We start from the raw sequence: 14325 nt of genomic DNA on the forward strand, positions 1-14325 counted from the left end.
CGTAGGTCAGGTATTGCACGAGGACCGGCATGTTCGCGATGGGGAACATGAATCCGGACAGGAGGACCGCGGGGAAATAGAAGAAGAAGACCGTCATCATCGCCTGCTGCTGCGTGCCGCTGACCGTCGAGATGAAGAGCCCGATCCCGAGCGTGGTCATGAGGTAGAACGTCGTGGCGAGAAGGAGCAGGGGAAGGCTGCCCCGGATCGGCACATCGAACCAGAAAACTCCGATCCCTGCGATCATGAGGACGTCCGCATACCCGACCAAGGCGAAAGGGAGCGTCTTCCCGAGGATGAACTCGGCGGGGGTGATCGGCGACACCAGGATCTGCTCGATCGTCCCGACCTCCTTTTCCCGGACCACCGCCATGCTCGAGAGAGTCAGGGTGATGAGCATCACGATGAGCGCGATCACCCCGGGAACGTAAAAGTTCCGGCTCTCCAGGTTCTCGTTGAACCAGGCGCGGGGGACAAGCTCGATCCCTTTTCGAGGCGGTACCGCCCCTAGGAGGCGGGACAGGCGGGCAAGGAGGACCTGCCCGGAGTACTCTCCCGCGATCCTCCCCGAGTAGTCGAGAACGATCCCTGCGGTGTTCGAATCGGTCCCGTCCACGATGACCTGGAGCACGGCCGTCCTTCCCGCCCGGAGGTCCTGCGCGAACCCCTCGTCGATCCGCAGGATCGCTCCCGCCTTCCCTTCGTCGAGGAGGCGCGAGGCCTCGTCGGGGTCCCGGGTCCGCGATACGAACCGGAAATACCCCGAGGCGGAGAAGCGGGAGAGCAGGTCCCGCGAGGACGCGCTGCCGTCGAAGTCCACGACGGCCGTGGGGACCCGACGCACGTCCGTGGTGACGGCATAGCCGAAGACCATCACCTGGACGAGCGGCATGAGAAGAACCATCCTGCGCAATTTCGGGTCCCGGAACAGCTGCAGGAATTCCTTGACGAGCATGTGGCGGATCCGCTCCCCCATGGTCCCCCCTACATGCGCTTCTTCCGGAACTTCCGGTCGGCCAGCGCGAGGACGGCCGCACCGAACGCGGCGAGCATCGCGGCATCCATCCACAGGACCGTGATCCCGACCCCCTTCAGGTAGATCCCCTTGAGGATCACCACGAGATACCGGGCGGGGATGGCGTAGGTGAACCCCTGGATGACCACCGGCATGTTCCCGATGGCGTAGACGAACCCCGACAGCAGGAACGCGGGGAGGAAGGTGAGCACGATCGCGAGCTGGCTCGCCACCAGCTGGGATCTCGTGACGATGCTGATGAGCATCCCCAGGGAGAGCCCCCCGGCCAGGAAAACCGCCGCCATCCCGAAAAGCAAAAACAGGCTGCCGCGCAGCGGAACGTGGAAGAGGAATTCCCCCATTCCCACCGCAAGGACGACGTCGAGCATCCCCAGGGCGAAATACGGGACGAGCTTCCCCAGGAGGAGCTCCCGGGAGGTGACGGGCGTGGAGATGAGCTGCTCCATCGTCCCCTGTTCCCATTCCTTCGCCACGGTGAGCGAGGTCAGCATCGCGGCGATCACCATCATGATGACGGCGATGAGCCCCGGGATGATGTAGTTCTTCGACTCCCGGTCGGCGTTGAACCAGACGCGGGACCTCACCTCGATCGGTTCGGGCATGTTCCTTTCCCCTCCGATCCGTGCCGCCCGGGCCGCGACATCCCGGGAGTACGCCCGGGCCACTCCTTCCGCGTACCCGAGGGCGATCGATGCGGTGTTGGAGTCGGAACCGTCGATGAGAAACTGGACCGGGGCCGCGCGGCTCCCCGCGAGGAGGGAGGAAAAGTCCCGGGGGACGACGACCGCCGCCAGGACGGTCCCCGACTCGATCGCACGCTCGATCCCGGCGTAGCCGGTTGCCCGCAGGCGAACGGCGAAATACCTCGATCCGTCGAACCGGCTCACGAGTTCCCGGCTCTCGGGGGAACCGCTCTGGTCCCAGACCGCGATCGGCACGTTGTCCACGTCCAGGGTGAGGGCGTATCCGAACAGCATCAGCATCAGCATGGGAATGGCGATCGCCATGCCGAGGCTCCTGGGGTCGCGGCGGATGTGGAGGAACTCCTTGCGGGCCACCGCCCGGACGCGCCTAAGGTTCATCGCCTGACTTCCGCGAGCGGCCCGGTTTCGCGGTCCTTCTCCTCGACGAGGGAGACGAAGACGTCTTCCAGGGAGGGGGGGATCCGCTCGATCCGGGTCACGGGGAACCCGCCCGCCGTAAGCGAGGACCGGAGAAGGGTCGTCGACTCCTCCCCCCGGGCGACCACCGCGTGGATCTCCCTCCCGAAGAGGGCCGCCCCCCGCACCCCCGGGACTCCTTCGAGCATTCCGATCGCATCCTGCGGCCGGTCGCAGCGGATCTCCACCACCTCCTCCTTCATCAGGCGGCTCTTCAACTCCTCCGGGGTTCCCAGCGCCACCAGGCCGCCCCGGTAGATGAGCCCCAGGCGGTCGCAGTACTCGGCTTCCTCCATGTAGTGGGTCGTCACAAAGACCGTGACCCCCTTCGATGAGAGTCGGTAGATCAGGTCCCAGAAGTTCCGGCGGCTGATCGGGTCGACCCCGGAGGTGGGCTCGTCCAGGAACAGGATCGGAGGTTCGTGCAGGATTGCGCACCCCAGGGCAAGCCTCTGTTTCCAACCGCCGGAGAGAAACGCCGTCTTCGTGTCCCGGTGACCGGCGAGGCCGGCCATCGAGAGGACCCACTCCTTCCGCTCCCGCTTCCTGTCCGCCGGAATCCGATAGATCCCGCTGTAGAAGTCGATGTTTTCCCCGACGGTCAGGTCCTCGTAGAGGGAGAACCGCTGGGACATGTATCCGATGTGCTGCTTGATCGCCTCCGGCTCGGTCAACAGATCGTACCCCGCCACCTTTCCCTCTCCCTCCGTCGGGGAAAGAAGGCCGCACAGCATCCGGATCGTCGTCGACTTGCCCGCTCCGTTCGGGCCCAGGAAACCGAAGATCTCCCCTTTCCTTATGTCGAAGCGCAAATCCTTGACCGCCTCGAACGCGCCGAACCGCTTCCCGAGGCCGCGCACGGTGACGGCAACCTCTTCCGCCGTGCGGATCACGATTCGGAACCCCCGTCGGAGGAGATCAGGGCGACGAAGACGTCCTCGAGGGCCGGCTCGATCGGCCGGATCGCCGAGTACGGGATCCCGGCTCCTGATAGGGCTTTTTCCATTGCCGGAACGGCACGATCGGGCTCCCTCGTCCCCACGTGCAACCGCTCCCCGTACAGGCTCACCGTTTCGCCGGGCATCTCCTTTCGGAGGATTTCCGCCGCATGCCGGGGCTTTTCGCAACGGACCTCGAGGATCATGCCGGGGTAGAGGCCCTTCACCTCCTCCGGGGATCCCAACGCCAGGAATTTCCCCTTGTGGAGAAGGGCCAGCCGCTGGAACCGCTCCGCCTCGTCGAGATAGGCCGTAGAGACAAAGATCGTGACCCGTTCCCGCAACAGCCGGTAGAGAATTCGCCAGAAGTCCCTCCGGGAGACGGGGTCGACGCCGTTGGTCGGCTCATCGAGGAAGAGCACCCTCGGAGTGTGGACGAGGGCGCAGGCAAGCCCCAGTTTCTGTTTCATCCCGCCGGAGAGGTGCCCCGCCAGGCGCCGCTGGAAAGGGGTCAGGTTGCTGAAGGCCAGCAGTTCCTCGACCCTCTCCCGCCGCCCCCTGCGGGGAACGCCGTACAGGTCGGCATAGAAGGCGATATTTTCCATCACGGAGAGATCGGCGTAGAGCCCGAACCGCTGGCTCATGTACCCGATCTCCTCGTGGATCTTCCCGGCCTCTTTGTCGATCGAATGGCCCATCACCCACGCCTCGCCTGCCGTGGGGTCGAGGATCCCGGTGAGGAGGCGCATCACCGTCGTCTTCCCCGCGCCGTCCGGCCCCACCAGGCCGAAGATCTCCCCTTCGCCCACCGTCAAGGTGAGGCGGTCCACAGCGACGGTGTCGTGGAACTTCCGGGTAAGACCCTCAGTCCGAATCGCGTCCAACACGCACCTCCCCCGCCTCCTCCGTCCGGATGACCGCATCCGCCGGCATGCCGGGCTTGAGCTCCATCGCCGGGTTGGGGATGTCGACCTTGATCCGGTAGACGAGCTTCACCCTCTCTTTCTGCGTCTGGACGCTCTTCGGCGTGAACTCGGCCTGGGGGGCGATGAAGGAGACGCGCCCGGTGTACTTCTTCCCCGGATAGGTGTCGGTGGTGACCGTTACGGGCTGCCCTACCTTGACCCGTCCCAGGTCGGTCTCCTCGATGTACGCCCGGAGCCAGACATTGGACAGATCGCCCACCGTAACCACCGGGGTCCCCGGGGCGACGTAGTCCCCGGCCTCGACATTTTCGGACAGAACGACGCCGGAGAGCGGCGCGGTGACCGACCCGTAGCCGAGGCGCACCTTCGCGAGCTTAAGGGCCTCCCCCGCCTGCTCCAGCCGGGCCCGGGCCAGTTCGATCGTTTCTTTTCTCGGTCCCTCCTCCACAAGGAGCAGGGCCTCCCTCGCTTCCTTGACCCTTGCCCGGGCCACCTCGCTCGCGGCTTTCGCCGCTTCGTATTCGCGGGCCGCGATCACTCCCCGGGAATACAGGGCCGCGGCGCGCTCGTCATCGCGCACGAGGCGGACCGCCTCGGCATCCGCACGGGCCACCGTCGCGCGGGCCGCCCCGATTTCCTGGGGCCGGGAGCCTGCGAGGAGATCCCGGAGAGCAGCCTCCGCCGCCCGGCGCTCGGCTTCCTTGAGCCGCACCTCCCCTTCCAGGTCCTCGATGTCCAGGCGGGCGACGAGCTGGCCCCGGGTGACCATCATCCCCTCGCCCACCAGCCTCTCCTGCACGCGGCCGGGAATCCGGAAGCTCACGTCCACGTCGGTCACCTCGATGTTTCCCGAGACCCGGACCGCTCCTTCGGCCTCTCCCCCCCGAAAACGGAAGTACGCCATTGTCCCCGCGACAGCGATTAGAACGATCACCCCCGCCCACATCGCTTTTCGCCGGTTCATCTTCGCCCTCCCATATCGATCTTTCTCAATTTATATTTATCCAGCCGCGGGCGATTCGCAATCGGCCCCGCATCCTCCCTCCGGCAACTCCTTCCGAAAAACCGATTCCCGCTTCTCCTCCTTTTCCCTCCTGTCGGATATTATGTGAATATATGTTCACTTTAAAAGGAAAGAGTATTCACCCCGTCCGGATCGATTTTGCGAACAGCGCGAACGATTTCTTGGCGTGGCGAGTGACGTCGAACTTCCCGTCGCTGAAATACCAGAGCGTCGCCGCCGGCTGGATCAGCCCGATGAAATGGACCGCCGCCGCCGCCGGGTCGATATCCTCGCGAATGTCCCCCCGCCGCTGTCCCTGCCGAATGACCTCCGCAACCCGGTCCAGGTAGCGGCGGATCACGTGGTAGACCTCTTCGCGGTGGTGCGCCCCGCCGCCGGAAATTCCTTCCGCGAAAAGGATCCTGGGGCCCGCATACCCCTGCCGGATCGTCTCGACATGGAACCCGAGGATCTTCCGGAGTCGTTCCACCGCGTCCTCCTCCGCGGAGCCCGCCCTGAGGACGTTTTCCAGGAGCCGGTCCCCCATCCGGCCGACCGCGGCGGAGAGGATCTCCTCCTTCCCCCGGAAATGCCGGTAGACCGCGGAGGGGACGACCCCGATCCGTCGGGCGACCGCCCCCACGCTCAGCCGCCTGATCCCCTGGCGCGCCAGAAGCTCGAGCGCGGCTTCCGCGATCTGCTCCCTTCGGACCTCCCTGCTCTGTTTCTTCGCCACCACCCTCATCCTATTGTGAATATATGTTCACATTATGGGCCCGAAAAAAGGGGGCTGTCAAGCCCCCCCGAACCATCCCCTTCGGTGCCTGGCCGAACCGGCCTTCACGCCGGCAGTTCGAAGTCCCCCCGGGCGATCCTCGCCGCCATGTCGCCGTGGTCGGCCTCCGTGGGCGGCGGGGAGACGACGTGGAGGACGACCATGTCGGTCTTCGCCTTCACGCCGCGGGCCACCTTGCGCGGGACGACGACCAGGTCCCCCTCCCTCACGTGGCGGCGCGTCTCCCCCGCCACGACCTCCCCCTCCCCGGACACGATGTAGAGGACCACATGGACATCGGGCTTGTGAACGGGGATGAACTGGCCTGCCCGGAATGCCGCCTGGATGACCTTCATTTCCGAACTCTCGAACAGGGGCTTCGGGGCAAACCGGGCCGGGTCGAACGACACCTTCTCCTTCAGATGAACGAACACGGGCGCGGTCATCGTCTCCTCCTCCTTCCCGGGGGATCCTTCCCTTTCCGCAGGGTTCCCGTCAAAACCACTTCTTCTTCCGGAAGTACCAGACCAATCCCCCCGCCGTCGCCGCCATCACCAGGAGGATGAACGGGTATCCGTACCGCCAGCCGAGCTCCGGCATGTTGAACGGGGATGCCTCTCTGTCGAAATTCATCCCGTACACCCCGGCAATGAAGGTGAGGGGAATGAAGATCGTCGCCATGATGGTGAGCACTTTCATGATCTCGTTCATCCGGTTCGACACCGAGGAGATGTACTCGTCGACCAGGCTTGCCGCCATCTCCCGGTACGTCTCCACCATGTCCATCACCTGGATCGTGTGATCGTAGCAGTCCCGCAGGAACACGCGGGTTTCGGGCCGGATCAGGGGGGAGTCCTCGCGCAACAGCTCGCTCATGGCGTCGCGGGCGGGCCAGATGGCGCGGCGGATCTCGAGCAGCTGCTTCTTCACCCCGCGGATCTCCCGCAACGTCTCTCGGGTGGGCGTGCCGATCACCGTCTCCTCCAGGGTCTCCACCTCTTCCCCCAGTTTCTCGAGCGTCGGAAAGATGGAGTCGACGACGGCGTCGCACAAGGAGTAGAGAAGGTAGTCCGCCCCCAGGGAGCGGATCCTGCCCGACCCTTTCCGCAGCCGGTCGCGGATCGGATCGAAGGGATCCCCCGGCCGCTCCTGGAACGTCACCACGAGGCGGTCGGAGAGGAACAGACTCACCTGTTCCGTTTCCACCGGATACGAGACCTCGCGCAGGATGACGAGCAAGTGGTTTTCGTACCGGTCCACCTTGGGGCGCTGGGGGATGTTCAGGACATCCTCCAGGGCAAGAGGGTGGAAACCGAACCGGTCGCCGACCGCCTTCACGACCCCGGGATCGGAAAGCCCCCAGATGTCGAGCCAGAGGACGCCGTTCTCCGGTACGACAAGGGAGGGGATCTCTTCCGGGCGCAGGACCCGCTCCTCGCAACGGTCCGGACCGTACGAGAACATGTGGATCTGCGGCGGCTCCGCCCCCGCCTCGACGTGGGCCACCAACGTCCCCGGCAGCGTCCCGGGCGGATGCCACCGCTTGATCCGTTTCCTCGACCTCTTCCGACCCATCGGCCCCGTCCTCCGCGTGATCTCTTTCTTTTATATCAGAGGCGCCGGAATCGGCCAACGCCCCCTGCCCCGGTTGCCGCGCGGGACGCGCCCGTGGAATAATGAAAAATAAACTCGACGATCAAGCTGTTTCCGGATCAGGAGGTGCGGGATGGACCATCGACCGCTGCGGGGCATCGCCCTTTCCCTGGCCGCGTTCGCCGCGCTGGCCCTCGCGGTGTACGCCTGCGCCGTCAACCCCGTCACCGGGCGTTCCGAGCTCGCTCTCGTCTCCTTCTCGCCCGAGGAGGAGGTCGCTCTCGGGGCGCAGGCCTACGGGCCTGCCGTGCAGCAGCAGGGAGGGTTCTACCGGGACAACGCCCTCGAGGAGTACGTCCAGGGCGTCGGGATGCGGCTGGCCAGGGCCTCGCACCGCCCCGCCCTCTCCTATCGGTATCGGGTCCTGAACTCCTCCGTCCCGAACGCCTTCGCGCTGCCCGGGGGATTCATCGTCATCAACCGGGGCCTGCTCGTGGGGCTGAAAAGCGAGGCGGAGCTGGCGGCGGTGCTCGGGCACGAGACCGGGCACGTCACCGCCCGGCATTCCATGGCGGGGTACCAGCGGGCGCTGGCGGCCAACGTCCTGCTTACCGGAATCTCCGTCGCGGCGGGCGGAAAGGCCGGCGTGATGGAGCTCTCCGGGATCACCGCGTCGCTCATCAACAACGGCTTCTCGCGGGAGCAGGAGCGCGAGGCCGACTGGCTGGGGATCGACTACATGGTCAAGGCGGGGTACAACCCGGAAGGGGCCGTCAAGCTCCAGGAGTATTTCTACTCGGAGCTGGAAAGGGGGAAAAACCCGATGTTCGTGGAGGGCCTCTTCCGCACCCACCCGTTCTCCAAGGAGAGGCTGGACAACGCCCGGGCCCGCGTTGCAGACCGGTATCCGAACACGGTGAGAATCCCGAACTACACCTTCAACGAGACGATCTTCCTCCAGAAGACCGCGCGTCTCCGGGAAGTCCAGAAGGCGTACGACCTGGCCGACGAGGGAGACAAGATGCTGAAGGAGAAACGGTACGGGGAGGCGCTCGCCAAATACGAGGCGGCGGCCGCCCGGGAGCCGGGCCAGGCGCCGTTTCCCGCGTCGATCGGTCGCGTGCACCTGATCCGGAAGGAGTACGCCGCCGCGGAGACCGCTCTGCGGAGAGCGGTGCGCCTGGACAGCGAGTTCTTCGAGCCCCACCTCCTGCTCGGAGCGCTTCACTACCAGAAAAACGAACACCGCCAGGCGATCCCGGAACTGTCCCGGAGCATGGACCTCCTCCCGACCAAGCAGGGGGCGGCCATGCTGTCGAAATCGTACGAGGCGATCGGGGACGGGGAGAACGCGCGGAAGTACGCCGAAATGGCGAAGTAGGGTCCCATCATCCCCCCGGACTCGGGAATTCGGTGTCCTGCGGCCCCCCCCATCGTTTATAATGAAAAGGTTAAGGATTCCCGGGCAGGCCTTTTTTCTTCGCCGCAGACCGCGAGAAAGGAACCCGCGTGACCAAGGAAGAATTCATTCCGAAATGGATCGCCTGGGAGGTGACCGGGCGGTGCAACCTGAACTGCATCCACTGCCGGGCGTCCTCCTCCATGTTCTCGCACGACACCGATTTCACGACGGAGGAGGCCAAGAAGTTGATCGACGACATCACCTCCTTCTGCAGCCCCGTGCTGGTCCTCTCCGGGGGGGAGCCGCTGCTGCGCGCGGACCTCTTCGAGATCGCGAAATACGGGACCGACAAGGGACTTCGGATGTGCATCGCCACGAACGGGACGCTGGTGACAGACGACATCTGCGAAAAGATGAAGGAGAGCGGGATCAAGATCGTCTCCCTGTCCCTCGACGGCTCCACGGCGGCCGTGCACGACGACTTCCGCAAGCAGCCGGGCGCCTTCGAGGCCACCCTGCGCGCCGCCGAGACGTTCCACCGCAACGGAATCAAGTTTATCGTCAACTCCTCCTTCGCCAAGCGGAACCAGCACGACATCGCGGAGACGTACCGGCTCGCCAAGAGGATCGGTGCCCACGCCTGGTACATGTTCATGATCGTCCCCACGGGCCGGGGGCAGGAGATCATGGACGAACTGATCCGCAAGGAGGATTACGAGGAGATCCTCGAGTGGCACTACCAGATGGAGAAGAACGAGACGGACATGCTCGTGCGGCCCACCTGCGCCCCCCACTACTACCGGGTCCGGATGCAGAAGGCCAAGGAGGAGGGGATCAAGATCCAGCCGAGGACGCTCTCCTTCTCCACGGGCGGAGGGAAGGGGTGCATCTGCGCGCAGACGATCGCCTTCATCGACTCGAAGGGGAACGTTCAGCCGTGCTCCTACTTCCCCGTGGTCGCGGGGAACGTGAAGATGCAGCATTTCAAGGAGATCTGGTATCACTCCGAACTGTTCGAATCGCTCCGGGCCTTCGAGAAGTACAAGGGTCGCTGCGGCGAATGCGAATATCTGAACGTCTGCGGCGGTTGCCGCGCCCGGGCCGACGCCGTCCTGGGGGATTATCTCGAGGAGGAGCCGTTCTGCGACTACGTCCCCATCCGCACGAAACGCCGGCTGGAAGCGGCGGTCGAAGCGGGTAAGTCAAACCGGGGACGTTCTTAAACTTTTCAACCCGGGGACGTTCTTAAACTTTTTAATGCGGAGCCTTTCATTGGGCATGGGAATGCCGGGCGTCTTCTGCTTCAGAAGAAACCCTTCCGCGCATTAAAAAGTTTAAGAACGTCCCCATACGCCCCCGGTTGAAAAGTTTAAGAACGTCCGCATACGGTGAGGTGGATATGGCAGAGTACCGATTCCTGAGAGCGTGCCGGCGCGAGCCGGTCGACGTGACTCCCGTCTGGATCATGCGGCAGGCGGGGAGGTACCTTCCGGAGTACCAGAAGATCCGGGGGAAGAACTCGTTCCTCACGATGTGCAAGACGCCGGAGCTGGCAGCGGAAGTGACGATCCAACCGGTCGAACGGCTCGGCGTGGACGCGGCGATCCTCTTCTCCGACATCCTCATCCCCGTGGAGATGATGGGGGTCCCCCTCGATTTCCATGACGGAAAAGGGCCGATTCTGGGGAAGCAGATCAAGGGGCAGGCCGATGTCGACACCCTCGTCGTCCCCGACCCGGCCGACAAGGTGCCCTTCGTGATGGAGGCGATCCGGATCCTCCGGAAGGCGTTCGAGGGGAAAGTCCCGCTCATCGGTTTTTCCGGCCTCCCGTTCACCCTCGCCTCCTACATCGTGGAGGGAGGCACCTCCCGGAACTTCATCAAGCTCAAGACCCTCATGTACCAGGCCCCGGACGTTTTCCGCTCGCTCATGGGGAAGATCGCCCAGACGGTCGTCGCCTACCTCAACGCCCAGATCGAGGCCGGCGCGCAGGCGGTCCAGGTCTTCGACACCTGGGCGGGGATCCTGACGCCCGGGGACTACGAGAAGTACGCGCTGCCATACACCCGCGAGGTGGTGGAATCGCTGCGGCGCGACGGCGTTCCGGTCATCCACTATGCCAACGACTGCGCGACCCTCCTTCCCGCCATCCGGACCCTCCCGGTCGACGTCATCGCGGTCGACTGGAGGATCCCGCTCGACCAGGCCGCGGAGGCGGTGGGGGGAAACGTCGCTCTCCAGGGAAACATGGACCCGACGATGCTCTTCCTCCCGCCGGAGCAGATCGAGGAGTGCGTGCGCGACGTTCTCCACCGCGGGCAGTCCGCCGCCTCCCACATCTTCAACCTGGGACACGGCATCCTTCCGCCGACCAACCCCGAGCACGCGGTCGCCATGGTGGAAGCGGTCCACCGGCTCGGAAGGAAGGGGTGAAGGGTCCGCCGGAGGGTTCGTCCATGCCCGCTGCCGCCCCGCTCACGGGGATCGTCCTGCTCAACATGGGCGGGCCGGACACGCTCTCCGCCATCCGTCCGTTCCTGGCCCGGCTCTTCTCCGACCGGGAGTTGATCCGCCTTCCCCTTGCGCCCCTCACGCAGCCGCTGTTCGCCTGGATCGTCTCCGGGCTGCGCGCCCGGAAAGTCCGGCACTATTACGAGGAGATCGGCGGGGGCTCCCCGATCGCGGAACTGACCGGGAGGCAGCGCGCCGCGCTCGAGGAGATGCTGGCGGAAACGGGGGGGAACTTCCGCGTCTATGTGGGGATGCGGTACTGGTACCCCCTGACCAAACACGCGGTCCTCGAGATGAAGGAGGACGGCGTCCAACGGGGGATCGCCCTTCCCCTCTACCCGCAATATTGCTCGGCCACCACGGGATCGAGCCTCTCCGATCTGCGCAGGTGGATGCGGTGGGCCGGGGCCGGCTTCCCGCTGACGGAGGTCAAGTCGTGGCCCGATCACCCGGGGTACATCGCCGCCCTCTGCGAAAAGATCGAGGACACGCTTGCGGGGGAAAGCCCCGGGAAGACGCACCTCCTCTTCAGCGCCCACGGGGTCCCGAAATCGTTCATCGACTCGGGCGACCCGTACCGGACGGAGGTGGAACGGACGGTCTCCGCGGTGATGGAACGGTTCCCGGGAGTTCCGCACTCGATCTCCTACCAGAGCCGCCTGGGGAGGGTGGAGTGGTTGAAACCGGACACCGTGGAAGAAGTCTTGCGCCTCGGGCGGGAAGGAATCCAAAGGCTCGTGGTCGTCCCGGTGTCCTTTGTCTCGGACCATATCGAGACGCTCCACGAACTGGACATCCGTCTCAAGAAAACGGCCGGGGAAGCCGGGATCCCCACGTTTTTCCGGGTGCCGGCGCTCAACGACTCGCCGGCGTTCATCCGGGCCCTCCGGGACATCGCATTATCGGCCTCCGGGCAGTGACCAGGGAAAAGAGGGAGGCGTGAAACGCATCGTTATCGTCGGAGCGGGGATCTCGGGCATGTGCACGGCCCATTCCCTCGTCCGGGAGTTTTCCGCTGCCGGGAGGTCGGTCGAGATCCTCCTGTTCGAGGCCGAGAAAGTGCCCGGCGGGAAGATGCGCACCATCCGCGAGGACGGCTTCCACATGGAGTGGGGCCCGAACGGATTCCTCACCAACAAGCCGTATTCCCTCGACCTCGTGAGGGAACTGGGCGCCGAGGACCGGCTCTCCCGGTCGTCGGATCTCGCCAGGAAGCGGTTCATCTTTTCGGGGGGGATGCTGCACCGGCTTCCCGAAACTCCGCAGGCGTTCTTCCGCTCCCGGCTGCTCTCCCTTCGCGGGAGGGTCCGCATCCTCGGGGAACTCTTCGCCCCGGGGCCGCCCGAGGGGGTGGACGAATCGCTCGGGGACTTCGCGCGCCGCCGGCTCGGGCCCGAGGCGCTGGAAAAACTCATCGACCCGATGGTCACGGGGATCTACGCGGGCGACCCGGACCGGATGTCGCTCGAAAGCTGCTTCCCCCTGATCCACGATCTCGAGCGCAAGTACGGCGGGCTCGTGAAGGGGATGATCGCGCTCCGGCGGGAGCGCAAGAAGGCCGGAGAAAAACGGGAGATGTCCGCGGGGCCGGGAGGGGTCCTGATGTCGTTCGACCACGGCGTCCAGGCGCTTACCGACATCCTGGCCGGCAGGCTTTCCGACGGCCTCCATCTGGGCGTGAAGATCAACCGGGTCACCCGCCGCGAGGGGAAGATCCTCCTCTCGCTCGAGGAGGGGGGGCGGCGTGGAGAGATCGACACGGATGTCGCCGTACTGGCCACGCCCGCCTACGGGGCCGCCGGGTTGCTCGAGGGACTGGACCCCTCGTTGCGCGAGGCTCTTGCCGCCATCCCGTACTCGCCGATCTCGGTGGTGGCGCTCGGGTACGACAAGGCGGCGCTCGGCAACCCCCTCGACGGCTTCGGCTTCCTCATTCCCCGCGGGGAGAGGAGGAAGATCCTGGGCGCGCTGTGGGATTCGAGCGTCTTCCCGAACCGGGCCCCGGAAGGAAAAGCCCTGATCCGGGCGATGGTGGGGGGCGTGCGCCGCCCGGAACTTGCGGCCCTGCCGCCCGACGAGATGTTCCGCCTCGTTCGCTCCGAACTGTCAGCGACGATGGGGGTGACGGCCAAACCGGTCCTCTCCCGCTCCTTCTTCCACGAGAGAGGAATCCCCCAGTACCTCGTCGGCCACGGGAAGGTGCTCGAGCGGATCGAGGAGCGGCTCGCCGCCCATCCCGGGATCTATCTCAACAGCAACGCCTACCGGGGGATCGCCCTGAACGACTGCGTCCTGCAGTCCCGTCTCACCGCCGAACGGATCGCGCGGGATCTCTGATCGGCCCGCCATCCATTGCGGAAGGTATAAACCTCCCCGCCTGTTCTGTTGGTATCCGGAATCCCGGACCGGCGATCCCGCTATCGGTCCGCGAGATCCGGAAAAAGGGGGGCCAGAGAGGTGATCCGCTTCCACCCTTCCCCTTTCCGGACCGGCTCCGTCGCAAGGTGTCCGAAGAAGGCATCCAGGACTGCCGACCGTTCCTGGGCCAGCGGGGGGATGCAGTAGTCCTCCTCCTCCCAGACGGCGGCGCCGTCTTCGCGCAGGCGGGCGTTGCGCAAAGAGAGGGTGATCGCCCCGCCGAAGGGGCGAAGCCTCGCGAAGGCGTTCTCCCGGAGAAGATTTCCGAGCTCCTCCATCCGTCCAGCCATCGGGACCGCGGTGACCAGATAGTGTGCCATGAACGTACGATGAATCCCGACTCACGCGGGTTCCCGGGTCCCGGATGTGTGCCGGAAGGCGGAGATCGGGGACAGCGTGGACGGCGCGGACCGATCCCGGTATCCTAAGATAGCTCCCACGACCCGAACATCCGGCATGCTCCCCTTTGGCGGGGGAAGCTTTGGTGGGCAAGGAGGAGATCCGATGGGCCACGTCCGCAACGGACACGGGGTCTACGGCAGGCTCCAGGAGCGTCTCGACC

The 14325-nt window shown here is 65.3% G+C and carries 14 protein-coding genes; 5 read left to right on the top strand and 9 right to left on the bottom strand.

Annotation, left to right across the window (positions count from 1 at the left end):
* The 8 genes from VJ307_07105 to corA all read right to left on the bottom strand — a co-directional run.
* A partial coding sequence (locus tag VJ307_07105; protein ID HJX73907.1) for an ABC transporter permease occupies positions 1-976 on the bottom strand: 976 nt, incomplete at its 3' end.
* 8 nt (positions 977-984) lie between these two features.
* Entirely contained in the window at positions 985-2118 is a 1134-nt protein-coding gene (locus VJ307_07110) for an ABC transporter permease (protein HJX73908.1), read from the bottom strand.
* A complete protein-coding gene (locus tag VJ307_07115; protein HJX73909.1) occupies positions 2115-3089 on the bottom strand; it encodes an ABC transporter ATP-binding protein in 975 nt (324 codons plus the stop codon). Before VJ307_07115 ends, VJ307_07110 begins: the two co-directional genes overlap by 4 nt.
* A complete protein-coding gene (locus VJ307_07120; GenBank protein ID HJX73910.1) occupies positions 3086-4018 on the bottom strand; it encodes an ABC transporter ATP-binding protein in 933 nt (310 codons plus the stop codon). Before VJ307_07120 ends, VJ307_07115 begins: the two co-directional genes overlap by 4 nt.
* The gene (locus VJ307_07125) at positions 3999-5024 is read right to left on the bottom strand and encodes an efflux RND transporter periplasmic adaptor subunit (protein HJX73911.1); all 1026 of its coding nucleotides are present in this window, start codon (positions 5022-5024) and stop codon (positions 3999-4001) included. Before VJ307_07125 ends, VJ307_07120 begins: the two co-directional genes overlap by 20 nt.
* Before the next feature lie 178 nt (positions 5025-5202).
* Complete coding sequence (locus tag VJ307_07130; protein ID HJX73912.1) at positions 5203-5799, bottom strand: TetR/AcrR family transcriptional regulator; 597 nt, start codon at positions 5797-5799, stop codon at positions 5203-5205.
* Between the two features lie 104 nt (positions 5800-5903).
* Complete coding sequence (locus VJ307_07135) at positions 5904-6284, bottom strand: cupin domain-containing protein (protein ID HJX73913.1); 381 nt, start codon at positions 6282-6284, stop codon at positions 5904-5906.
* 49 nt (positions 6285-6333) lie between these two features.
* On the bottom strand, positions 6334-7413 hold the full coding sequence (corA, locus tag VJ307_07140; GenBank protein HJX73914.1) for a magnesium/cobalt transporter CorA: 1080 nt from the start codon (positions 7411-7413) through the stop codon (positions 6334-6336).
* Between the two features lie 151 nt (positions 7414-7564).
* On the opposite strand from corA, the gene VJ307_07145 reads away from it, so the two are divergent.
* The 5 genes from VJ307_07145 to hemG all read left to right on the top strand — a co-directional run bounded on the left by VJ307_07145 (position 7565) and on the right by hemG (position 13682).
* Positions 7565-8812, top strand: coding sequence for a M48 family metalloprotease (locus VJ307_07145; GenBank protein HJX73915.1), 1248 nt, complete (start codon positions 7565-7567; stop codon positions 8810-8812).
* A gap of 128 nt (positions 8813-8940) precedes the next feature.
* A complete protein-coding gene (locus VJ307_07150) occupies positions 8941-10056 on the top strand; it encodes a radical SAM protein (protein ID HJX73916.1) in 1116 nt (371 codons plus the stop codon).
* Positions 10057-10232: 176 nt separating this feature from the next.
* Complete coding sequence (gene hemE, locus VJ307_07155) at positions 10233-11267, top strand: uroporphyrinogen decarboxylase (protein HJX73917.1); 1035 nt, start codon at positions 10233-10235, stop codon at positions 11265-11267.
* 23 nt (positions 11268-11290) lie between these two features.
* Positions 11291-12265 carry a ferrochelatase gene (gene hemH / locus VJ307_07160; GenBank protein ID HJX73918.1) on the top strand — a complete coding sequence of 325 codons (975 nt, stop codon included), beginning with the start codon at positions 11291-11293 and terminating at the stop codon, positions 12263-12265.
* A gap of 19 nt (positions 12266-12284) precedes the next feature.
* Positions 12285-13682, top strand: a complete 1398-nt coding sequence (gene hemG, locus VJ307_07165; GenBank protein HJX73919.1) for a protoporphyrinogen oxidase — start codon at positions 12285-12287, stop codon at positions 13680-13682.
* A gap of 80 nt (positions 13683-13762) precedes the next feature.
* Here the strand turns inward: hemG and VJ307_07170 are convergent, their stop codons facing one another.
* Positions 13763-14083, bottom strand: a complete 321-nt coding sequence (locus VJ307_07170) for a hypothetical protein (protein ID HJX73920.1) — start codon at positions 14081-14083, stop codon at positions 13763-13765.
* Between the last annotated feature and the right edge of the window lie 242 nt (positions 14084-14325).

This window comes from Candidatus Deferrimicrobiaceae bacterium, assembly GCA_035256765.1.
Classification (GTDB): Bacteria; Desulfobacterota; Deferrimicrobia; order Deferrimicrobiales; family Deferrimicrobiaceae; genus CSP1-8.

Excerpts from the sequence above, each read along its gene's own strand:
- VJ307_07110 (HJX73908.1), bottom strand. The coding sequence starts at position 2,118 with ATGAACCTTAGGCGCGTCCGGGCGGTGGCCCGCAAGGAGTTCCTCCAC.
- VJ307_07125 (HJX73911.1), bottom strand. The coding sequence starts at position 5,024 with ATGAACCGGCGAAAAGCGATGTGGGCGGGGGTGATCGTTCTAATCGCT.
- VJ307_07135 (HJX73913.1), bottom strand. The coding sequence starts at position 6,284 with ATGACCGCGCCCGTGTTCGTTCATCTGAAGGAGAAGGTGTCGTTCGAC.
- corA (HJX73914.1), bottom strand. The coding sequence starts at position 7,413 with ATGGGTCGGAAGAGGTCGAGGAAACGGATCAAGCGGTGGCATCCGCCC.
- VJ307_07145 (HJX73915.1), top strand. The coding sequence starts at position 7,565 with ATGGACCATCGACCGCTGCGGGGCATCGCCCTTTCCCTGGCCGCGTTC.
- hemE (HJX73917.1), top strand. The coding sequence starts at position 10,233 with ATGGCAGAGTACCGATTCCTGAGAGCGTGCCGGCGCGAGCCGGTCGAC.
- hemH (HJX73918.1), top strand. The coding sequence starts at position 11,291 with ATGCCCGCTGCCGCCCCGCTCACGGGGATCGTCCTGCTCAACATGGGC.
- VJ307_07170 (HJX73920.1), bottom strand. The coding sequence starts at position 14,083 with ATGGCACACTATCTGGTCACCGCGGTCCCGATGGCTGGACGGATGGAG.